18 protein-coding genes and 1 riboswitch are annotated in these 22,143 nt (G+C 61.6%); of the genes, 6 read left to right on the forward strand and 12 right to left on the reverse strand.

Features of this window, described 5'->3' with window-relative positions:
* Positions 1 to 184: 184 nt before the first annotated feature.
* The 4 genes from EEQ99_RS33850 (at position 185) to EEQ99_RS33865 (ending at position 4,964) form a co-directional block, all read left to right on the forward strand.
* Positions 185 to 2,584 (forward strand): methyl-accepting chemotaxis protein, encoded by a 2,400-nt coding sequence (locus tag EEQ99_RS33850; RefSeq protein WP_127431915.1) that lies wholly within the window; start codon positions 185 to 187, stop codon positions 2,582 to 2,584.
* Between the two features lie 261 nt (positions 2,585 to 2,845).
* Positions 2,846 to 3,643, forward strand: coding sequence for a hypothetical protein (locus tag EEQ99_RS33855; protein ID WP_127431900.1), 798 nt, complete (start codon positions 2,846 to 2,848; stop codon positions 3,641 to 3,643).
* A 206-nt stretch (positions 3,644 to 3,849) separates the two neighbouring features.
* Complete coding sequence (locus EEQ99_RS33860) at positions 3,850 to 4,638, forward strand: DUF2092 domain-containing protein (RefSeq protein WP_127431901.1); 789 nt, start codon at positions 3,850 to 3,852, stop codon at positions 4,636 to 4,638.
* A complete protein-coding gene (locus EEQ99_RS33865) occupies positions 4,635 to 4,964 on the forward strand; it encodes a hypothetical protein (protein ID WP_028755600.1) in 330 nt (109 codons plus the stop codon). The genes EEQ99_RS33860 and EEQ99_RS33865 overlap by 4 nt, the downstream gene beginning before the upstream one ends.
* Positions 4,965 to 4,976: 12 nt before the next feature.
* On the opposite strand, the gene EEQ99_RS33870 is transcribed toward EEQ99_RS33865, so the two are convergent.
* The 12 genes from EEQ99_RS33870 to EEQ99_RS33925 all read right to left on the reverse strand — a co-directional run bounded on the left by EEQ99_RS33870 (position 4,977) and on the right by EEQ99_RS33925 (position 18,833).
* Complete coding sequence (locus EEQ99_RS33870; RefSeq protein WP_127431902.1) at positions 4,977 to 8,159, reverse strand: efflux RND transporter permease subunit; 3,183 nt, start codon at positions 8,157 to 8,159, stop codon at positions 4,977 to 4,979.
* A 41-nt stretch (positions 8,160 to 8,200) separates the two neighbouring features.
* Positions 8,201 to 9,397 (reverse strand): efflux RND transporter periplasmic adaptor subunit, encoded by a 1,197-nt coding sequence (locus EEQ99_RS33875; protein ID WP_127431903.1) that lies wholly within the window; start codon positions 9,395 to 9,397, stop codon positions 8,201 to 8,203.
* Positions 9,398 to 9,573: 176 nt separating this feature from the next.
* Positions 9,574 to 10,338 carry a bestrophin-like domain gene (locus tag EEQ99_RS33880; protein ID WP_127431904.1) on the reverse strand — a complete coding sequence of 255 codons (765 nt, stop codon included), beginning with the start codon at positions 10,336 to 10,338 and terminating at the stop codon, positions 9,574 to 9,576.
* Between the two features lie 128 nt (positions 10,339 to 10,466).
* On the reverse strand, positions 10,467 to 11,600 hold the full coding sequence (locus tag EEQ99_RS33885) for a calcium:cation antiporter (RefSeq protein ID WP_127431905.1): 1,134 nt from the start codon (positions 11,598 to 11,600) through the stop codon (positions 10,467 to 10,469).
* Between the two features lie 212 nt (positions 11,601 to 11,812).
* The gene (locus EEQ99_RS33890; protein ID WP_047620003.1) at positions 11,813 to 12,520 is read right to left on the reverse strand and encodes an SDR family NAD(P)-dependent oxidoreductase; all 708 of its coding nucleotides are present in this window, start codon (positions 12,518 to 12,520) and stop codon (positions 11,813 to 11,815) included.
* A gap of 174 nt (positions 12,521 to 12,694) precedes the next feature.
* The gene (locus EEQ99_RS33895; protein WP_028755606.1) at positions 12,695 to 13,045 is read right to left on the reverse strand and encodes a ribbon-helix-helix domain-containing protein; all 351 of its coding nucleotides are present in this window, start codon (positions 13,043 to 13,045) and stop codon (positions 12,695 to 12,697) included.
* A 22-nt stretch (positions 13,046 to 13,067) separates the two neighbouring features.
* The gene (locus tag EEQ99_RS33900; RefSeq protein ID WP_028759016.1) at positions 13,068 to 13,664 is read right to left on the reverse strand and encodes a DJ-1/PfpI family protein; all 597 of its coding nucleotides are present in this window, start codon (positions 13,662 to 13,664) and stop codon (positions 13,068 to 13,070) included.
* A gap of 199 nt (positions 13,665 to 13,863) precedes the next feature.
* A complete protein-coding gene (locus tag EEQ99_RS33905) occupies positions 13,864 to 14,256 on the reverse strand; it encodes a DUF779 domain-containing protein (protein ID WP_028759017.1) in 393 nt (130 codons plus the stop codon).
* 55 nt (positions 14,257 to 14,311) lie between these two features.
* Entirely contained in the window at positions 14,312 to 15,820 is a 1,509-nt protein-coding gene (adh, locus tag EEQ99_RS33910; RefSeq protein ID WP_127431906.1) for an aldehyde dehydrogenase, read from the reverse strand.
* Positions 15,821 to 15,987: 167 nt separating this feature from the next.
* Positions 15,988 to 16,947 carry a helix-turn-helix domain-containing protein gene (locus EEQ99_RS33915; RefSeq protein WP_028755610.1) on the reverse strand — a complete coding sequence of 320 codons (960 nt, stop codon included), beginning with the start codon at positions 16,945 to 16,947 and terminating at the stop codon, positions 15,988 to 15,990.
* A gap of 158 nt (positions 16,948 to 17,105) precedes the next feature.
* The gene (locus tag EEQ99_RS33920) at positions 17,106 to 18,341 is read right to left on the reverse strand and encodes a TIGR03862 family flavoprotein (protein ID WP_097545368.1); all 1,236 of its coding nucleotides are present in this window, start codon (positions 18,339 to 18,341) and stop codon (positions 17,106 to 17,108) included.
* A gap of 69 nt (positions 18,342 to 18,410) precedes the next feature.
* The gene (locus EEQ99_RS33925) at positions 18,411 to 18,833 is read right to left on the reverse strand and encodes a MerR family transcriptional regulator (RefSeq protein WP_028755612.1); all 423 of its coding nucleotides are present in this window, start codon (positions 18,831 to 18,833) and stop codon (positions 18,411 to 18,413) included.
* Between the two features lie 71 nt (positions 18,834 to 18,904).
* Between EEQ99_RS33925 and EEQ99_RS33930 the strand changes: the two genes are divergently transcribed.
* Positions 18,905 to 21,166: a heavy metal translocating P-type ATPase gene (locus EEQ99_RS33930; RefSeq protein WP_127431907.1), complete on the forward strand. Its 2,262-nt coding sequence runs from the start codon at positions 18,905 to 18,907 to the stop codon at positions 21,164 to 21,166.
* 239 nt (positions 21,167 to 21,405) lie between these two features.
* Positions 21,406 to 21,632: riboswitch (cobalamin riboswitch) on the forward strand.
* A gap of 281 nt (positions 21,633 to 21,913) precedes the next feature.
* Entirely contained in the window at positions 21,914 to 22,135 is a 222-nt protein-coding gene (gene nrdH / locus EEQ99_RS33935) for a glutaredoxin-like protein NrdH (protein WP_018243700.1), read from the forward strand.
* The last annotated feature ends 8 nt before the right edge of the window (positions 22,136 to 22,143 follow it).

Genomic DNA, 22,143 nt, shown 5'->3' on the forward strand with positions numbered 1-22,143 from the left:
CGACGTGATGCGGTGCTGCGCAGCCGAAATGGCTCCGCACCGCAACCCGCCGCTACCGCCCCGAACACAGCAACCCAAAACCGCCGGAGCGAACTCAAAACTGGATAAAACTTGGGGGCAAGGTCATAGTCTATGCGCAGTGGGACTGACGGGGTACTACGCGTCCAGCCTTCTCGAGGGACGCATGGAGATCTCCAACCATGTTTTGCAGTCCCTGAACGGGTTCAAACATGTTTCTTCCAGCATGACCGGCTTTCTGATGAAGCCGTCGCAGGAAGCTCGTGATACCGCGCTTGCCGACGCCCGAGAGCAACTGACAAACCTGCAGCAGACGATCGAGAGGCTAAGGCCGACGACCGATGTGGGGCTTCTTGACCGGGCGCTTGATCAGTCGCAAATCATACCGCAAAAGATCGAAGCGATCTGGCAAATCGAAACGGGACAGCAGAAAATTCTCAGCGATGTGGACGCTGCTTCCGCGGCACTTCTTGACCTGCAAGGGCAGGTTGGCAAGCGCTCATTCATGCTGATGGCCAGTGCGAAAAAGATGGAAAATGCCAACAAGAGCGGCCTGAGCAATTCCGTCTCCATCAGCGCCGCCGCCAGTATCGCGACAAAACTTCGCAATGACTATGCGAGCGTGACGACGCCGGCTGACAAAGTTGGCCTGTTAGCCAAATATGCCCCCGATTTGCAAAAGGCAAAGGAACAGCTTTCGCCTGCTGTAGGGACCGACAAACAAGCCATCGCCGCCCAGTATGCCGCTGCTATGGATGCTGTCGCCAACGCTTCGAAGGTGTCGCCTGACACTTTGGATGTCCCAGCAACGGATACCGCCGTCGCCGATCTTGCTGCAACTGGCGACAGCCTCAAGACGATTGGCGACGATCTGATGCGGACCTCCGTGTTGGCGCTTGCCGCGTCGGACAAAGATATCTCTCAGGCGACCAATGTCGGCAACGAACTGCGCGCCATTGTTAACAGCAATAACGAGATCCGCGTCGGCTTCGCCGAACTCGCCGGCAATCCAGACGACGCGCGAGTGAAGAAAGTCCAGCAGTCGATCTACATGTATCAGACCGAACTCGGCCGTCTTGCCGGCGTGGTGAACGACGATCCGGTCTTTGCCGAAATTCCGAAGAAGGCTCAACCCGTCCTCGATCTGCTTGCGGCGAACGCGGCAGCGCTTTCCGAAGGTGCGGTGCGCAAACTGGCTGAGTTCGACAGCGCTGCGGGGCAGATCGACAACACCTGGAACCTGCTTGCTCAATTCGCCGAGACGCAGAGGCAAAATGCTGGGCAGGATCGTCAACAGGCCAATAGGATATCCGCAGGCGCGATTGTCATCGGCATCCTGATTGCTATGACCGCGGGTGCCGCACTGGTCGTCACCCTGAAGGGACCGATCACCCAGATTACCGCAGCGATGCGCAAGATCGCAGAGGGACGGCTCGATACCACAATCACCGGCGAGGCACGGGGCGACGAAATCGGGGAAATGGCTCGTGCGCTTTCCGTCTTCAAACAAAATGCGCTGTCGAATGTCGAAATGGAACAACAGGCCGAGATCGCGCGCAGTGATGCGGAATCTGAGCGCGCCCGCAACGAACTCCAGCGACGTAGCGCCAAGGTCCAGGTTGACGCCGCAATCGAGGCGCTTGCAGAGGGGCTCACGCGGCTGTCGCGCGGGGAGTTGAATTTTTCGATCGATACGCCCTTTGCCGCCGAACTCGACCGGATCCGCACCGATTTCAACATGTCGGTGGCGGGTCTCAGAGAGACGCTCTGCGATATCCGCGAGACGTCTTCCCTCATCAACGACAATGGCCGACAGATGGCGGAAGCCGTTGATGACCTGGCCCGTCGAACGGAGAAGCAGGCGGCTGCACTTGAGGAAACCGCAGCGGCAGTGGAGGAGATTTCTTCCGCCGTCAATACCTCGTCAGGACGGGCAGCAGCAGCGCTTGCGCTTGTCCAGCGCGCCAAACAGGGTGCCGACGCCTCGGCTTCAGTGGTCCAAAACGCGGTTTCGGCCATGGGACGGATTGAGGACGCGTCGGGTAAGATCGTTCAGATTGTCAGCGCCATCGACTCCATCGCTTTCCAGACCAATCTCTTGGCGCTAAATGCGGGAGTCGAAGCGGCGAGAGCGGGTGAGGCCGGCAAGGGCTTTGCTGTCGTGGCACAGGAGGTGCGGGAACTGGCGCAGCGATCGGCTCGTGCAGCCAAGGAAATCGGCGAGCTCATCAACAATTCCGTCCGCGAGGTTGCGTCCGGCTCCGAATTCGTCGGCCGCACCGGCGATGCGCTGATGGAGATTTCCAGCGAGATCGTCCACATCGTCGGCCATATTGAACTCATTGCCTCGTCAAGCCGCGAACAGGCAACGACACTCCATTCGATCAACGCGTCGGTCAATGATATTGATCGTATGACGCAGCAAAATGCGGCGATGGTGGAAGAGACGAATGCTGCCACCCAACAGCTATCGTCCGAGGCGCTTGCACTTACCGACATGATTGCACGCTTTCGGCTTGAAGGCCGCGAGAGCCCGGCTTCAAGAGGGTACGAGGCTGCGGCATGACGGCAGCATGTATTCGCAAAGCACTTGCTTTGAGATGCATGGTTTCCGATCAGAAAGCTGATGAGCGATACGTTTCCCTTGATCAGTTTTCAGGCGCACGATAGTTGCTAAATTAGCAATATTCTAATATACGTGGAGCCGGCGTTTTAATATTTTCGCAGCGGCAAGCAACGTCCCTCAAATTGGCGGGCGTTTATTATCCTATTCAGCAGGGCGTTCGATTTCATGAAGTAGATTAGAGATTTATAGGGGGGAGGAATAATGGGAAAATGGGCATCTTCTCTACTGACGACTCCGCATGGAAGGCGTCGTCTTCGGTTTGCTATCTCGGGATTGCCACCGCTCTGCGCAGTGGTGCTCTTCGCAGGCGTCGCGTCTGCGCAGGCGCCGACTGAGGAGCAGCGCAATGCGATCAGGGCGGAATGCCGTTCCGATTTCATGGCGCAATGTTCCGGCGTCACGCCGGGCGGGATGGAGGCACTCACCTGCCTGCAACAGCATAGCGCCACACTTTCAGCCGGCTGTAAGAAAGCTGTGTCGGCGGTTAGCAAACCGAAGTCGACATCGGCGGAGCCGTCTCCGGCCGCGCCGGCAACCACCGGAGCGGTCACCCCGGCGCCTGCGACCGGCGCGCCGGCGCATCAGCCGACGCAGGCGCAGCGCAACGCCGTCAAATCAGCCTGCCAACGCGATTTTATGGCGCAATGTTCCGGCGTGATGCCGGGCGGCGCAGAGGCGCTCAGCTGCTTGCAGCAGCACAACGCCGCTCTGTCGGCACCGTGCCAGCAGGCCGTTGCGGCGCTCGGAGGGGCAGCCGGATCAACCCCGGCCACCGGCGGCGGCGCTGCGGCGGTCGCGACCACGCCTGCTCCTCAGGCCATGATGCCGGCCTTCTCGCCACGCGAGGAACTGATGATCCTGCGTGAAACCTGTGGATTGGACTTCCGGGCCTTGTGCCGGATGGTGCCGCTCGGCGGAGGGCGGGGTATCGCTTGCCTCCGGGACAATCTGCAACGCGTGTCGCCGGCCTGCCACAGAGTGTTGACTTCGGGATTATAGCCTGGTCAGACCCCGATCTGTGAAAGCGGTAATCCGAACAGCATCGCGCTTCAGCGTCATTCGGTGAGCGCAACGCGGTAAAGACCGGCAGGTGGCCGGTCTGGCACATGCACAGTTTGCGTCTGCACACTTCATCTCCGGCCGGAATCGGTTCGGCACCTGCATATCCGATGAAATCAATGACGGCACATATGAAAGGCATTGTCATGTCATCGACTTTCTGTTTCCCGCGATTGAAGCGGATGCTTGTTTATACCTCGCTCGCCGCCGGCCTGGCGCTGCCAACGAGCGCTTGGGCGGATGATGCAAAAGCCCTACTCAAGGCGATGTCCGATTTTCTGGCGGCGCAGAAGACGATATCCTTTACCTATCAATCGTCGCTCGAAGCCGTGACGCCCGAGTTCGAGAAGCTCCAGTTCGTCAGCTCCGGGACAGCCAACCTGACCCGTCCCGACAAGCTGCGTGTCACCAGAACCGGCGGTTTTGCCGATCTCGACGTCAGTTTCGACGGTTCGTCGCTGACGGTGCATGGCAAGAACCTCGACGCCTATGCCAAGATCGATGGCAAGGGTTCGCTCGACGAACTGATCAACAGGCTTATGACCGCGGGGGTCGAAGCGCCAGGCGCCGATCTCTTGTCCTCCGACGTCTATGATGTGCTGATGTCTGAGGTGACCGATGCCAAGCACATTTCCAGTGCTTTCGTGGATGGCGTCGAATGCGCATACCTGGCCTTCCGAACGCCTGAAATCGACTGGCAGATCTGGATACAGACCGGCTCGCAACCGATACCGCGCCGTTACGTCATCACCAGCAAGCACGTCGTCCAGGCGCCGCAATACACGCTTGAAATCAGCGATTTCAAAAGCGGCGCCGATGTCGCGGCCGTTTCCTACAGCATCGAAGTTCCGGCCAGTGCGAAGACGGTCGATCTCAGCGAGCTGCAATCGCTTGATGAGCTTCCGGCGCCTGCCGATATGGGAGAGGTGAAATGACCTATAACAAGCTGTTCTTCGCTCTCGGCCTCGCCGGCGTCGTGACATTCACCGACATTCGCATCGAGGTGCAGGGATTTCTGCCGTTGTCGATCGGCTTCGCCACGCCGGCGGGCGCCGTCATCGGCAGGCCGCTGACGCCGCTCTCTTATGCGGGCGTGGCCCGTCGGACGACGCGGCGGGTCGTCACACGCACGACGACGACCATCGCCGTGCTTCCGGCAGGCTGCCGCTATGGTCCCTATTACGGCGGCTACTATTATCGATGCGGCGCGTATTATTACGCCAAGAGCGGCAACGTTTATGTGCAGGTGATCGTCCAATAATGCTGCGGTCGTCTATCGGACGTTCGATATCTCCGCCTCCGTCACGCTCGCGGCCGTGTTTGCGGTCGCTCCGCGCCGTTTCAAATATTCCTCGAGGCGCTGCAGCAGGACGTAGAAGGACGGTACGAAGAGCACGGCAAGACAGGTCGAGGCGATCATGCCGCTGAAGACCGATATGCCGATCGACTTACGGGCCGATGCGCCGGCGCCCGTCGCCAGCACCAGCGGCAGGACGCCGAGGATAAAGGCGAAGGACGTCATCAGAATTGGCCGGAAACGCAGCCGCGCGGCCTCGACGGCCGCATCCAGGATTTCCATGCCTTCCGCCCGCTTTTCCCGCGCATATTCGACGATGAGGATGGCGTTCTTCGATGCAAGTGCGATCAGCAAGATAAGGCCGATCTGCGTATAGAGGTTGTTGGCAACACCCGCAGCGGTAAGTGCTGCTACCGTGCCCAGCAGAGCGAGCGGCACGGCGAGTATGACCGCCAGTGGCAAGATCCAGCTTTCATACTGACCGGCGAGCACGAAATAGACGAGCAGCATGGCGAGCGCGAAGATGAAATAGATCTGCCCGCCCACGGCCTTCTCCTGATAGGAGAGCGCCGTCCACTCGAAGCCCGTGCCCGGCGGCAACGTCTGGTCGGCAATCTGTTCCATGACGTCGAGCGACTGGCCGGAACTGAAGCCGGCGGCAGGCCCGCCGACGATGGTTGCTGTGGGGTAGAGATTGTAGAGGCTGATCAGGGAAGGACCTTGCGTCGTCGTGACATCGACGACCGTGCCGAGCGGCACCATCGTCCCGTCGCCGGCTTTGACCTTGAGATTGCGGATGTCTTCGGCGCTGACCCGGAAATCGGAAGCGGCTTGTGCATAGACCTGGAAGGTGCGGCCAAATTTGTTGAACTGGGTCACATAGCTCGATCCGACATAGCCGGAGAGAGCGGAAAAGACCTGGCCCACGGTAATTCCCAGCGTCTCCGCTTTGATGCGATCGACGGAAACAGCCAGCTGCGGCACGTTCGAGCGAAAAGGCGTGCTCAGCCTTTGCAGCGACGATTGGGCACTGCCGTTCCTGACGATCGTATCGGCAAGCGATTGCAGCAGCGGGTAGTCGGAAATGCCGTTCCTGATCTCGACCTGCATGGTAAAGCCGCTGGCATTGCCGACGCCCTGGATCGGAGGCGGCACGATCACCAGCGTCTTGGCCGTGAGCACGCCTTGCAGCGCGCCGTTCAGATGTTGGTAGATCGACAGCAAGTCCTGCCCCTTCTGCTTGCCGCGTTCATCCCAATCCTTCAGCACGACATAGGCGACGCCGGCATTCTGCAGGCTGGCATTGTTGTCGAGAACGGAGATGCCGCTGATGGTCAGCACCTGGTCGACGCCGGGTGTGGCTTCGGCGATCTTGCCGACCGCGTCCATGACAGCATCGGTGCGCTCCTTCGAGGCGCCGTCCGGCAATTGCGCATTGATCAGCACATAGCCTTGATCCTCGATGGGCAGGAATGCCGTCGGCAGGCGGGCAAGCCCCCAGGCGGCGACCGCGATCAGCACCAGTGCCGCGACCGCCATGATGCCGGCGTGACGCGTCATCGATCCGATCAGCCCGGCATAGCCGGGCTCGCCTTTGTCGTAGACCTTGTTGAAGCCGCGATAAAGGATGTTGCGTTTCTCGGGCGGGGCCGGCGGACGCAGCCAGAGGGCGCATTGCGTCGGTTTCAGCGTGACGGCATTGATCGCGCTGATCAGCGCCGTCGCGGCAATCACGAGGGCGAACTGCCTGTAGAGCTGTCCGGTCAGGCCGGGCAGGAAGGCGGCTGGAATGAAAACGGCCATCAGCACCAGCGTGATGCCGATGACCGGACCGAGCAGTTCCTCCATCGCTTTCTCGGCGGCCTTTCGGCCGGACATGCCCGCCTCGATGTGCCGGGCGACACCTTCGACGATGACGATGGCATCGTCGACGACGATACCGATGGCGAGAACGATGGCAAAGAGCGTCGACAGGTTGACGGTGAAGCCCAATGCCGCCATGGCCGCGAAGGCGCCGATGATGGTGACCGGAACGGTGGTCGCCGGCACGAGCATCGCCCGCCAGTCCTGCAGGAAGACGAGAATGACGATGAGAACGAGAACGCCGGCCTCGATCAAGGTGACGTAAACCTCGTCGATGGAGGCCTCGACGAATTTCGTCGTGTCGAACGGTACATGATATTCGAGGCCCGGCGGAAAGCTCTTCGAGAGCTCTTCCATTTTCGCCCGCACGGCCTGTGCAACCGAGATCGCATTGGCTTCCGGCAGTTGGAAAATGCCGATGCCAGCCGCCGGCCTGCCGTTCTGCATGAAGGACTGGCTGTAGGTCTGGGCGCCGAGTTCGACGCGGCCGATATCGCGGATCCGGGTCACACGGCCGCCCTGTCCGCTTTCCACTTTGACGACGATATTCTCGTAGTCGGCCGCCTCGTTCAGCCGGCCATTGACGTTCAGCGTATATTGGAAGACCTGCCCCTTCGGCACCGGCGGAATGCCGATCTGGCCGGCGGCGACCTCCTGGCTCTGCTGCTGCACGACGCTGACGACATCCTGCGGGGTCAGGCCGCGCGCCTGCAGCAGGTTCGGATCCATCCAGATGCGCATGGCATATTGACCGGCGCCGAACACGGTGACGTTGCCGACACCTGGCAGGCGGGCGAGTTCATTCTGCAAGTTGATGACGGCGTAGTTCGACAGGAACAGGCTGTCATAACGGCTGTCTGGTGAGGTCAGGCTGACGAAACCGAGGATCGCCGTCGACTTCTTCTGCGTCGTCACGCCCTGAAGCTGTACCGCTTCGGGAAGCGACGACATCGCTATGGCAACGCGGTTTTGTACCAGGACCTGAGCCTGGTCGGGATCCGTGCCGATGGCAAAGGTCACGGTCAGCGAGTAAGTGCCGTCGCTGGCGCTGGTTGACTGCATGTAGAGCATGTCCTGCACGCCGTTGACCTGCTGCTCGATCGGCAGCGCCACGGTGTCGACCAGGGTCTGGGCGCTGGCGCCGGGAAAGCGCGTCGTCACTTGCACCGTCGGCGGAACGACATTCGGATATTGCGCCACGGGCAGTTGGATGAGGGCCACCGCGCCGATGAGCACGAAGACCAACGCCAGGACGTTGGCGAGTACCGGTCGCTCGATGAAGAAGCGCGAGATCATGCTGCTGTCCTCAGACGTTCAGATGAACCATGATGGCGAATTCATTGCGTGGTGGTCTTGGCCTTGGCATCGCCGGCGGCAGTTGCCGGCGGGTTCATTTCCATCTTCTCGGGCGTGACCTTACTGCCGGGAATGGCCTGCTGGATACCTTGGGTCACCACCCAGTCGGCTGCATCGAGGCCTGACTCGATGACGCGGAGCGAACCTTCACGCTGGCCGGTCTTGACCTGCTTCTGCTCGATGACATCGTCCTTGCCGAGAACGAGCAGATAGCTGCCCAGCTGGTTCGTGCCGATCGCATCGTCGCGCACCAGCAGGGCCTTGTCGTTATGGCCGACCGGCACGCGGACCCGGACGAAGAGACCAGGCAACATGGCTCGGTCCTTGTTGTCGAACACGGCGCGCACCTGAAGCGTGCCTGTGGAGGCATCGAGCTGCGGCGATACGTAATCGAGATGGCCCTTGTGCGGATAACCTTCTTCCGTCTGCAGGCCGATTTCCGCCGGTATGGTTGGAAGGTCCGTCTGCTTGAAGGTGTGCCCCTGCTTTGCCAGGGTTTCCTTGATCATCAACACCTGGGTTTCGCTGACGTTGAAATAGGCATAGAGCGGATCCAGCTGCACAATGCTGGCGAGTTTGGTGGGACCGGATACGCCGACCAGCGCGCCGATATCGACGAGGTGGTCGGTGACGGTGCCGTCGAAGGGGGCAAGCACTTCCGTGTATCCCAAGTTGATCGTCGCGAGCTCGAGATTGGCCTGGGCATTGAGGATGGACGCATTCGCCTCGTCGAGTGTCGCCTTGGCGCTGTCGACTGCGGTCTGCGTGGTGACCTGTTGCTTCGACAAATTGAGCTGCCGGTCGTATTCCTGCTGCGCGCCGACCTGAGACGCCTGTTGCGAGGCGAGTGATGCCTTCGCCTGATCCAGTTGCGCCTGATAGGTGTCGCGCTCGATGCCGAAGATCTTGGTGCCCTTCGTTACCGTCATGCCGTCCTGATAGTCGATGGATTGGATGTAGCCTTGGACGCGCGCCTCGATATCGACGGAATTGAGCGGCGCCGTGTTGCCGGTGAGCTCGAAATAGAGAGTGACCGGTTGCTGGACCGGCTGGGCGACGCGAACTGGAGGTGGTGGAGGAGCAACATAGGTGTTGCCGCTTTCCTCGCAGCCAGCAAGAATTGCCATGCCGGCGAGCGCCACAGACAGGCACAGACCCTGATACAATCTCACACGCATTGCCGCCGCCCCGATGTTGAAGAGCCCCAGTCTTGATGCGTGCCTCGGCGGAGACGACCCCTCTCCGAAAAGTTCCGGGCATGCGATATTATGTCGCGGCATTGCTAAAAATTGCAATAGCTGCTGGTGCACAATTGAACTGTGTTGGAGTCATCTCTTGAGAGACGTCAAAACGACTACGGTTTCCCGAGCCGTTCGATGGCGGATTGCAGAGGGGCATCCGAAACACGGATCAGCCCGACATACGGATTGGCCATATCCGAAACCAGAAAGATCGCGCCGGCGACGGACAGGGCGCAGACAAGCAGAATGGACAGCACCGTCGGATTGGCCGGCGCCTGCAGCCCAAAGGTCGCAAAAAGCAGCCCGAGCCAACAGACGAGAACGGCAAGGAAGGCCCAGGGTAAACCCTCCTTACCGGATTCGACCAGCAGCCAATGGGTCTCGGCCAGCATGCCGCTCACCTCAAGAGCGCGCGCCTGCAGAGAGCGCTGCACGGCATCCTTCGGCAGCAGGGATCGAAGGTCGCCCTGAACCGCTTCGATATCCTGATATTCTCCCAGCGCCTTGGCGGATGGTTCGTCGGTCGTCTCCGTCGTCCAGCCGCGGCTCAGCCGTTTCTCGATGAGTTCACGCAGCAATTGACGCGCCTTGTCGGTTTCCGGCCCGTATTGCGCCATGACGCGGTCAAGCAGGAGCACCCGCGCCGCCGCCGTTCTCATCTCCACTTCGGCGTTGTCATAGCTCGACTTGGCGGATGCGATAAGAAGGCCGAGTGCCAGGGCCGACAGCGTTCCGACCACCGCCGTCGCCAGCCTGATGACATCCTTGGATTCCGCATTGAGATGATGATCCGGCAAGCGGGCGCGCACTATCAATCCTATCGATGTCGCCGTCGACAGAAAGATAAATACAAGCCCGCCAAGCAACAGTGAGCTCAAGTCCGGCCTCCGTATCGTTCACGATCCTGCAGCCACTATGATTGCCAAAATATGCAAAGCTCTCATTATCATAGCGGAAGACGGTCAAAGCTTGGAACTCTTTACTTTCCTGATCTTGCGGCCGGGCGTCATTGCTGGAAAATCAGCAGCACATAGGCCAGGAAAAGCACCAGATGGACGGCACCTTGCATGAGATGGGTGCGGCCGCTGGCAAAGGTGATGATGCTGACGGCAAGAGTGAGCAGGAGCATCACAAGATCTCCATGCTCGAGGCCGAGTGTCACGGGGTGTCCGTAAAGCTGACTGACAACAAGCATCGCCGGCACCGTCAGCCCGATCGTCGACAGCACTGAACCAAGGAAGATGTTGACGGAGCGCTGCAGATTATTGGCGATGGACGCACGCACGGCGCTGATGGCCTCGGGCGTGGCGACGAGGACGGCCATGACAACACCGCCAAATGCGGTTGGAGCGTGCAAGGTTTCGATAATGTAATCGATCGGCCGGGCAAGCTGTTCGACCAGAAAGACGACAGGACCCATGTAGGCGAAAAGCAGGATGGCATGAGGCCATACCGGCCCATGGTGAGGAGCACGTTCGCGGGGAGGTTCGTGACGGTTGCTGTCGTCGCTGAAATAGTCCCGATGGCGGCCGGCCTGAAGAAACAGAAACGTGGCGTAAAGGCCGACCGATATGATGCCAAGTATCAATTGCCGCGCCGCCGATGGATGTTGTCCGTCCGGGCCCGCAAGAAATGTCGGCATCACCAGGCTCAGGGTCGCCAGCGGTACGATGACTCCGAGATAGGCATTGGCGCCCTGCAGGTTATGCTGCTGTTCCGGTCGCCGCCATGCACCCAGCAGCAAGGACAGGCCGACCATGCCGTTGAGGATGATCATAACGACTGCAAACAGAGTATCGCGCGCAAGCGTGGGATTGTTTTCGCCGTGAAGCATGACGGCCGAAATTGCCATCACCTCGATCGAGGTGATGGCAAGCGTCAGAATGAGCGTGCCGTAAGGCTCCTTCAGCCGCTCCGCCAAGTGATCCGCGTGCCGCACCACCGACAGAGCGGAACCGAGGACGGCAGCAAACAGCCAGACAAAAACGACAGTGAACCAAAGCGGATCGGAAAGCTGTCCGAAGAGCTGCTCCTGGAAAACAAGAAACGCCAGGCTGGTCGCGACGCTGACGCCCAGGAACCATTCCTTGCGTAGCAGGCTGTTTGCGCCGACGGCGCGCAATGCCGGACCGTGCGTCATTGAAGCCACCCGTCTTCTGGCAAATGTCGCCGCAATGCGATCCCTAAGACCATTGTGTCCGTCCGCTGTCTCGTGCCCATCACATGGGCAGGCGGAGACGAGGCTGCCTCAAGGCGAACCGAACCTCAAGCCAGATCGTGTGTCATTGACTAAAACTTGCAGATCTCTCTCGTCTGATCACCCACTGCCGGTGGCTCACGCCGCGTCTTCCGTTATTCGCGGCCGGTCGCCGGGATTGCCGCGCCGGTGACGACGGCTGCGGCCGGCGAAATCAGGAAGGCGATGAGGCGGGCGATCGATTGCGGCGAGACCCAGCCGTCCGTCTTCGCATCGGGCATGGCCGCGCGGTTCTCAGGCGTGTCGATCGTCCCTGGCAGGATGCAATTGGCGGTGACGCGGTCGTCGCGGCATTCGGCAGCGATCGCTTCGGTGAGCCGGATGACGGCGGCTTTCGAGGCGGCGTACGCGGCCTGCCTGGCGCCGGCCTTCAGGCCGGGTGCGGCGGCAACATGAACGATGCGGCCGTAGCCGGATGCCTTCATGGTCGGGAGAACCGCGGCGCTGATCGTCAGCGCAGTGCGGGCGTTTGCAGTCATCATTGTCTCCCATTGGGCGGGAGCATCCGGCCCGACCGGCCCCATCTGGAAGCCGCCGACGGTGTTGACCAATGCGCTAACGCCGCCGAAACGCTTGACGGCCCGCGCAACAGCGGCGGCGCAGGAGGCATAGTCGGTGAGATCCGTTCCGGCGATCGATAGAAACTCGGTGGAGGCGGGGAGAGTGGCGGCCAAGGCTTCCAGCTCGTCGCTCGAACGGTTCATGCAAACGAGTTTTGCGCCGGCGCCGGCAAGCTCACGGACAACGGCGCTGCCGAGGTTGCCGCCGGCGCCGGTGACGATCACGGCTTTCTGGTCGTTCATGATAGTCGATCTCCTGACGGTGCAGCTGCTGGACGATGCCGCGCATTGTTGATCCAGGCTGCGCGCCAGTGCAAGCCCGCCGCAAGGGTTATGTCGAGAAGTCTTGCGGAACTGCCGGCGAGTTGCCGCGGGCAGCTTCGTCTATCATCGCCCGATGGTCGTGCCGGCCGGCTGTCAGTGATATTTCGCCCGTTCGCGGCCGAGGATGACAGGCGCGTCGAGGCTTGAGATGGGACGGGTGACATCGCCCGGGATGTCGCCGGTGAGCTGGAGATCGAGATAGCGGGCGCAGCATACTCGCAGGAAGGACGTGAAGTTTCCGAGATCATGTCCGGCATCGATCGATTCATGGTGCAGCCGGGTGATCAACTGAACGACATTCATGCCGTCGCGCCGCGCGATTTCCTCCAGCTTCGACCAGAAGAAGTTTTCCAGCCTGACGCTGGTGACCATGCCGTCGATGCGCAGCGACCGGGTGGTGCTTTCCCAGAGCCGTGCATCCGCCTTGATGAAGAGTTCACACATGTCGTCCTCCCGTGCCGCCTTTTTAGGCGGCGTTGGTTTCCAACAGGGCTGCGGCATCCAGCACAGCCATGAACTGGCGTAGCCATGAGGGATGCGCCGGCCAGGCCGGCGCCGTAACCAGATTGCCGTCCGAGACCGCATCGCTGATGGCGATGTCGGCATAGATGCCGCCGGCAAGTTCGACTTCCGGCCGGCAGGCGGGATAGGCTGAGCAGGTGCGGCCCTTCAGCACGCCGGCAGCGGCAAGCAGCTGCGCGCCATGGCAGATGGCGGCGACGGGTTTTCCGGCGTCGAAGAAATGGCGGACGGATTTGATGACGTCGGCATTGAGGCGCAGATATTCAGGTGCGCGGCCGCCGGGGATGACCAGCGCATCGTAATCTTCGGCCCGCACGCTGTCGAAAGTGGCGTTCAGCGCAAAATTGTGGCCGCGTTTTTCGGAATAGGTCTGGTCGCCCTCGAAATCGTGGATGGCGGTAGCGACGGTCTCACCGGCCTTTTTGCCGGGGCAGACGGCGTCGACCGTATAGCCGCAGGCAAGCAGCGTCTGGAACGGCACCATCGTTTCGTAATCTTCGGTGAAATCACCCGTAATCATCAGGATCTTTGAGGCTGGCATCGTTTCCTCCCTTTGAAACCAACAGGCGGAGAGTAGCAAAGCGCGAGAGGCAGAGGGTACTATGGGAATACTACAGGCGAAATTCCCTGGAACAGGATGATTTTAGGTCCGGTTGGCCCACAATCTGAATCCCGTTCTAAATTAGCTAGTTAGAGGATGATGTCGCCCGAAAGCCGCTTACACTTTTCGGCATCATGCTCTAGACGGACCTTACCGTCACATCCGGGATGGCGCAGGCCTCGCCGCCGCCGAGGAGGCGGGAGCGGGTGAGGAAGCGCTTCTCGCGGCCGTTGTCGAGCGAGAACATGCCGCCGCGGCCGGGCACGACGTCGATGATCAGCTGCGTATGCTTCCAAGCCTCGAACTGGCTGGCGCTGATATAGACCGGCACGCCGCCGATCTCGCCAAGCTTGACGTCGCTGTCACCGATCATGAAGTCATCGGCGGGATAACACATCGGCGAGGAACCGTCACAGCAGCCGCCGGACTGGTGGAAGAGGATATCGGGATGATCCCGCCTGATCTCGCCGATCAGAGCGAGTGCCGCGTCGGTTGCAAGAACACGCGGTTCGCCGTTGACGGTCGTTTCCATTGTTCTTCCTCCGAAGTTTCGGGAGGGGTTTGAGACCCTCCCGCCATGTTGCATCTCAGAAGAAGCCAAGGGCCTTCGGGCTGTAGCTCACCAGCATGTTCTTGGTCTGCTGGTAGTGGTCGAGCATCATCTTGTGGGTTTCGCGGCCGATCCCCGATTGCTTGTAGCCGCCGAAGGCGGCATGGGCCGGGTAAGCGTGGTAGCAATTGGTCCAGACGCGGCCGGCCTGGATCTCGCGACCGAAACGGTAGCAGCGATTGGCGTCGCGGCTCCAGACACCGGCGCCGAGGCCGTAGAGCGTGTCGTTGGCGATTTCGAGCGCCTCCTTCTCGTTTTTGAAGGTCGTGACCGAAACCACCGGTCCGAAGATCTCCTCTTGGAACACGCGCATCTTGTTGTTGCCTTTGAAGATCGTCGGCTTGACGTAATAGCCGTTCGCCAGTTCGCCGCCGAGATCGTTGCGCGAGCCGCCGGTCAAAAGCTCCGCACCTTCCTGCTTGCCGATATCGAGATAGGCGAGGATCTTTTCCAGTTGCTCCGACGAAGCCTGGGCGCCGATCATCGTGGCGCTGTCGAGCGGGTTGCCCTGCTTGATCGCCTCGACGCGTTTGACGGCCTTTTCCATGAAGCGGTCGTAGATCGATTCCTGGACGAGGGCGCGGCTCGGGCAAGTGCAGACTTCGCCCTGGTTGAGGGCAAACATCGCAAAGCCTTCGAGCGCCTTGTCGAGGAAGTCGTCGTCATCAGCCATCACATCGGCGAAAAAGATGTTCGGCGATTTGCCGCCGAGCTCCAGCGTCACCGGAATGAGGTTCTGGCTGGCATATTGCATGATCAGCCGGCCAGTCGTCGTCTCGCCGGTGAAGGCGATCTTGGCGATGCGAGGGCTGGTCGCCAGCGGCTTGCCGGCTTCGAGGCCGAAGCCATTGACGATGTTGAGCACGCCGGGCGGCAGGAGATCGCCGACGAGTTCGGCCCAGAGCAGGATCGAGGCGGGCGTCTGCTCGGCGGGCTTCAGGACGACGCAGTTGCCGGCGGCAAGCGCCGGAGCAAGTTTCCATGTGGCCATCAGGATCGGGAAATTCCAGGGAATGATCTGGCCGACGACGCCGAGCGGTTCGTGGAAGTGATAGGCGATCGTATCATGGTCGATCTCGCCGATCGAACCTTCCTGGGCGCGGATGCAGGAAGCGAAATAGCGGAAGTGGTCGATCGCCAGCGGAATGTCGGCCGCCATGGTTTCGCGGATCGGCTTGCCATTGTCCCAGGTCTCGGCTTGGGCAAGCAGTTCCAGCTTGTCTTCCATGCGTTGGGCAATCTTCATGAGGATATTGGAGCGCTCGGCGGCGGAGGTGCGGGCCCATTTTTCCTTGGCCGCATGGGCAGCGTCGAGCGCAAGATTGATGTCTTTTTCATTTGAGCGGGGAATGTCGCAGAGCTTGCCGCCGGTGACGGGCGTGACGTTTTCGAAGTATTTGCCTTCGACCGGCTCGCGCCATTCGCCGCCGATATAATTGCCGTATTTCAGTTTGAACGGCGACTCGACGATTTTCTGATGAAGCATGTCATCCTCCCTTGATGATCCAGGTTCCCAAGCGAACCAGTGGGAGGAAAATGAATATGTTTTGGCGCAGGGACTAGGGTGGGTCTTCCATACCGCAGTGCACAGTGTCGCAGAGCTGCGACAGCATCGGGTCGCGAGTGCCGCAGCGGCGGAACCCTTGAGGCTGATCAGTGGAGATCGAGCTTCTTCATCTTCCTGTGCAGCGTAGCGCGGCTGATGCCGAGCGCGGTCGCCGCCCGTGAGACGTTGCCGCCGGCGCGCGACAGCGCCCGAAGCAGCGCTGCCTTCTCCGCCTCGATGATCTCATCCTGCTGCGAGACGCCAGCCTCATGCAGGGCATCGGCGGCCGGAATGCCGGCGGCGATGCGTCTGTCGTCCAGCTGCAACGCGATGCGGGCGGCGCGTGTCGCGCCGAGCACCAGATCGTGCCTGTCGACGGCAAGCAGAGCGGCGGCGGAATTGGCGCCGGCCGGGACCATGAGGAAACGGGCGCCTGTAAAGGCCGAACGGAAGAGGTTGAGCTCGATGCGCATCGCCGCATCGCGCACGGTTTGCGTCAGGATCGCCAGCGTCATCTCGTTGACGTCTTCGCGGCAGGTGGAGATATCAAGCGCCGCGGCTAGCCGGCCACGATGATCGCGGATCGGCGCCGTCGTGCAGCTGAGGCTGGTGTTCGAGCAGAAAAAATGCTGATCGCGGAATATGGCGACGGCACGCTCGTCGGCAAGTGCGGTGCCGATGCCGTTGGTGCCGATGCTCGCCTCTGTCCAGATCGAGCCGGTCCAGAGGCCGAGTTCGCGGAATTCCTTGTCGTCGCCGGCAGCTCCCCGGCGCTCCAGCGCGATGCCGTTCTTGTCGGTCAGAAGCAGGCAGCAGCCGGCTTTGCCGACGGTGGTAAAGAGACGATCGAGCTCTCCCGTCGCGCTGGCGATCAGCTGTTCGGATTGCTCGCGTGCATTGCGGAATTCCTGATCGGTAAGGCGCAGCGGTGCCCGTTCGTCCTCGGGCGCGAGCTGGTGCATGGTCATGCATCGACGCCATGAGGCGACGACCGGAGAACTGGCTGCGGCGGAATCGCGCTGGGCAGACGTGTAGACGTGCTCGGCGTGCGCTGAGTGTTCGTGCATCGGCTCCTCCCACCGAAGTTCAGCATAGTCTGATGGAAAAGCGGCCGGTTTGCAATTGCAAGTGTCGACGGCCATCCTCCCCTTCGCCCCGGCAATCAGGGCACAATGCTGGAAAGCGTCAGCGATCTTTGCACGGCATCATCCGTCATTTCATTGATCTAGATCCGGTTCGAGATCATCGGCATCGACCGCAACAGCCAGGCCTCGATGCCGCGCGCTGCCGCCCGGCCGGTCGCCAGGCAGGCGGTGAGAAGATAACCGCCTGTCGGCGCTTCCCAGTCGAGCATTTCGCCGGCGACGAAGGTGCCCGGCAGCGCCTTCAACATGTAGCCTTCGTCGATGCCGCTCCAACAGATGCCGCCGGCCGAGGAGATCGCTTCGGCGATCGGGCGGGTTTCGATCACCGGCACCGGCAGGGCCTTGATCAGGCCGGCCAGGCGTTCGGGATCGGTCCGGTCGCGTTCGGGCGCGAGTTCGCGCAGGAGCGCGGCCTTGACGCCGTCGAGGCCGGCGCTCTTGCGCAGGCGGTTTGAAAAGCTGGATTTGGCGTCCTGCCGCGCAAGGTCGCGGCGCAGCCTTTCGATGGTGCGGCCGGGTGCGAGGTCGAGCGTCAGGACGGCGCTGCCATGGTTCAGCAGTTGGTCGCGGAGGCTGGCGGTATGGGCATAGATCAGGCTGCCCTCGATGCCGCTTCCGGTGATGACGAATTCGCCGGGAAAGGTGCCGGCCTCGGAGGTTGCGGTGACCGATTTCACCGGCTCGCCGGCGAAACGCTCGCCGAAGTTTTTGCTCCAGTCGACGACGAAGCCGCAATTGGCGGGTTTGAAAGCCTCGATCTCAACGCCCCTTGCCGATAACAAGGGTAGCCAGCTTGCATCGGAGCCGAGGCGCGGCCAGCTTGCGCCACCGAGCGCCAGCAGGGCTGCGTCACAACGGATGATGCTGCGCCCTTCGGGCGTTTCGAAGACATAGCCGTCTTCAGCAAAACCGATCCAGCGATGGCGCGTGCGCAGCGTGACGCCCTGTGCTTCCAGCCGCCTGAGCCAGGCGCGCAGCAAAGGCGAGGCCTTCATCACCTTCGGGAAAACCCGGCCGGATGAGCCGACGAAGGTCTCGGTCCCGAGGCCTGCGGCCCAATCCCTGATATCATCTGGGGTAAAGGCATCAAGGGCGGCGCGTAGATGGACGGAGGCGGGACCGAAACGCGTGGCGAAACGGGCATAATCCTCGGAATGGGTGATGTTGAGACCGGATTTGCCGGCCAGCAGGAACTTGCGGGCGAAGGTCGGCATGGCGTCGTAGACCGTCACCGCATGACCGGAACGGGAAAGCAGTTCGGCAGCCGCGAGACCCGCCGGGCCGCCGCCGATGATGGCAATCCGCTTCTGGTTCATAGAGGTCTTCGCCCGATTCTGTCTGCATTGAGTTTTGGCGCGGGCGCGGATCGCCTGCAAGGGCTGAGATCAGTGGTGCGGATGCGTGCACTGGCCGTGGTCGGCGAGAACCTCGATGACGCGGCATTGATCGACGCGGCCGTGGCCGCAGCCTTCCACCATGGTTTCCAGCTCGGCCTTCAGCGCCTTCAGGCTGCGGATGCGCTGCTCGACCTCGATGAGGCGGGCCTTGGCGATGGCGTCGGCCGAGGCGCAGGACTGGTGCGGATCATCTTGCAGGGTGAGCAGCGTGCGGATCGCCTCGATCTCGAAGCCGAGTTCGCGGGCGTGGCGGATGAAGGCGAGGCGGCTGACATCGGCCGGTTCGAAGGAGCGCTGGTTGCCCTCGCTGCGGCTCGGGGCGGCGAGCAGGCCAATGCTTTCATAATAGCGCACTGTCGGCACCTTGACGCCGCTTTGGCGCGCGGCTTCGCCGATCGTGATCTTTTTCATGATTTTCCTCTTGCACCTCTAGTCGCTAGAGGATGTAGGAGAGATGCTTCTATTTGACAAGGAAGCGGATCATGGCTGAGAGCGAGACACGATACCGGGTCGGCGGCATGGATTGCGCCGCCTGCGCAACCAAGATCGATACCGCGGTCAGACGCGTGGCGGGTGTCGCCGATGTTTCCGTTTCGGTGATGGCGGGCACGATGACCGTCCGGCATGACGGCAGCAGCGATCTCAAGGCGATCGAGAAGAAGGTGACAGGGCTCGGCTATTCCGTCGCGCCGCTTGCCGGAAGCGCGGCACCCGCGCAGGAAAACGGTGCGCAGCATCGTCACGACCATCAGCATGACCATGGTGATCACGCGGGCCATGACCATGACCATGACGGCCATGATCATGTAAGTCATGACCACTCGCACGATCATGGCGCGAAGGAAATCGAGGGCCTGCACGGGCACGACCATGCGCCGATGGCCGGTCCCTGGTGGCAGAGCCGGAAGGGCCGGCTGACCATCCTTTCGGGTGTCGCACTCGTTGCCGCCTATGCCGTCGGCCATCTGGTGCCGGCGATTGGTTCTTACGCCTTCATCGTCGCCGTGCTGGTCGGCCTGGTGCCGATTGCGCGGCGCGCCGTCATGGCCGCTTTCTCGGGAACACCGTTTTCGATCGAGATGCTGATGACGATCGCCGCCGTTGGCGCCGTCATCATCAATGCCGGCGAGGAGGCGGCAACCGTCGTGTTGCTGTTCCTCGTCGGCGAGCTGCTGGAAGGGGTGGCGGCGGGCAAGGCGCGCCAAAGCATCCAGTCGCTGGCGGCCCTGGTGCCGAAGAATGCGCTGCTCGAAGACAATGGCCAGACGCGGGAAGTGCCGGCGGAAAGCCTTGCCGTCGGCGCCATCATCATGGTGCGTCCGGGGGACCGGATCTCGGCGGACGGCATCATTGTTTCCGGCGAGAGTGCGATCGACGAGGCGCCGGTGACGGGTGAGAGCACGCCGGTGCGCAAGGGTGTCGATGCCGTTGTTTTTGCCGGCACGGTGAATGGCGATGTGCTGCTCCGGGTTCGCGTCACGGCGGCGGCGGCCGACAATACCATCGCCCGAGTCGTCAAGCTGGTGGAGGAGGCGCAGGAATCGAAGGCGCCGACCGAGCGTTTCATCGACCGCTTCTCGCGCTATTACACGCCCGGCGTGGTCGTGGTCGCAGCATTGGTTGCCATCGTTCCGCCGCTGCTGTTCGGCGGGTCGTGGGGCGAATGGATCTATAAGGGTCTCGCCATCCTGCTGATCGGCTGCCCCTGCGCGCTTGTCATCTCGACGCCGGCGGCAATCGCCGCTGCGCTTTCGGCGGGGGCGCGGCGCGGGCTGCTGATGAAGGGCGGCGCGGTGCTGGAAACGCTCGGCAAGGTGACGATGGTCGCCTTCGACAAGACAGGCACGCTGACCGAGGGCAGGCCACAGGTGACCGACATCATTTCCTTCGGATTGAAGGAGGCGCAGGTGTTGTCGCGCGCGGCGGTGCTGGAGCAGGGATCCAGCCATCCCTTGGCCCTGGCTATCCTCAACCGCGCCAAGGCGGACGGCGTTCCCGTGCCGCCAGCCTTTGAGCTGGAAGCGCTGCCGGGCAAGGGTGTCAGCGGCAAGGTCGGCGGCGAGACGCTGGACCTGTTGTCGCCGCCGGCTGCCCGTGCGCTCGGGGCGCTCAGCGCGGAGCAGGATGCATGCATCACGGCGCTCAACGACGAGGGCAAGAGCGTATCGGTGCTGCTTGTCAACGGTATCGCGGCCGGCCTGATCGCCATGCGCGACGAGCCGCGCGAGGATGCCGAGGCCGGGCTCGCTAGCCTCAAATCGGCAGGCGTCAAGGCGATGATGCTGACGGGCGACAACAAGCGGACGGCGGCAGCCGTGGCCGGCATGCTCGGCATCGACTGGCTCGGGGAGATGATGCCTGAGGACAAGCAGCGTGTCGTCGGCGAATTGAAGCGCCAGGGCTTGATCGTCGCCAAGGTCGGCGACGGCATCAACGATGCTCCGGCGCTGGCGGCTGCCGATATCGGCATCGCCATGGGCGGCGGCACCGATGTGGCACTGGAGACCGCGGATGCCGCCGTGCTGCACGGACGCGTCGGCGACGTGGCGCGGATGATCGAACTTTCCAAACGCACGATGGGCAACATCCTGCAGAACATCAGCATCGCGCTGGGGCTGAAGGCGGTGTTCCTGGTGACGACGATCATGGGCATTACCGGGCTCTGGCCGGCGATCCTCGCCGATACCGGCGCCACCGTGCTGGTGACGATCAACGCGCTGCGGCTGCTTCGGATAAAGATATAAGCATTCCCCGACTTCATCCTCCGGCGCCCGTCACCGGCGGGATGTCCCATCGACGATTCGGGCCTGATCTCGAACCGAAATCTTTGGACCGGTCATAGGTCGGCTCCCCTCGTGGGGCTTCTCCACAGCCTGCTGTCTTTAAGCTTTGGTTATCCATGTTCTTCACAGGAATGTAGCGATTTCAAACCTGTCGTAACGCAATGCACAAACCATCCGTTGACGCGAATTTGGATTGGCGTACTATATCTAGTGTTCGAGGTTCCTTCGATTCGTCAGGAATCGCGGGCTAAGACGGGAATACGGTGCGTTTCGCCATGACGGCGCAACAACGCCGGAGCTGCCCCCGCAACTGTGAGCGGAGAGCAACTGTCCGATTTCAGGTCACTGAGGCATGAGGCCTTGGGAAGGCTGGGGCAGGGTGCTTTGACCCGTGAGCCAGGAGACCTGCCTCGAACAAAACGTCCACGGGCGGGGTGTCCGGAAGGTCGCGTTTGCATGGCTGCGGGGATCTCCGCATCGCGTTTCGCAGGCCCGAACCTCCGCCCCTGAAACCTTCGCATTGAGCCACTTCGGGGTGAAGTCATGTCAGTATCTCAATTCAGGCCGCCACCCGCGCAATATAAAGGGCACGTCGCGCCCGGCGGCTGAACGAGCCGCATCGCTGCAAAATACAGAGCCTTTTCGACGGATATCGAGAGATTTCCGATCGATGTCCTGCGTCCCAATCGCGTCGTCACGAGGAATACTATGACCATTACCGTCTACAGCAAGCCTGCCTGCGTCCAGTGCACTGCCACCTACCGCGCCCTCGACCGTCTGGGTGTCGATTATGACATCGTCGATATCTCGCAGGATGCCGAAGCGCTCGATCGGGTCCGCAGCCTCGGCTACATGCAGGCGCCTGTCGTCATCGCCGGCGAGCAGCACTGGGCGGGCTTCCGCCCCGACATGATCAGCGCGCTCTCCTGAGTGAGGAC

Source organism: Rhizobium anhuiense, from assembly GCF_003985145.1.
Taxonomy (GTDB): domain Bacteria; phylum Pseudomonadota; class Alphaproteobacteria; order Rhizobiales; family Rhizobiaceae; genus Rhizobium; species Rhizobium anhuiense.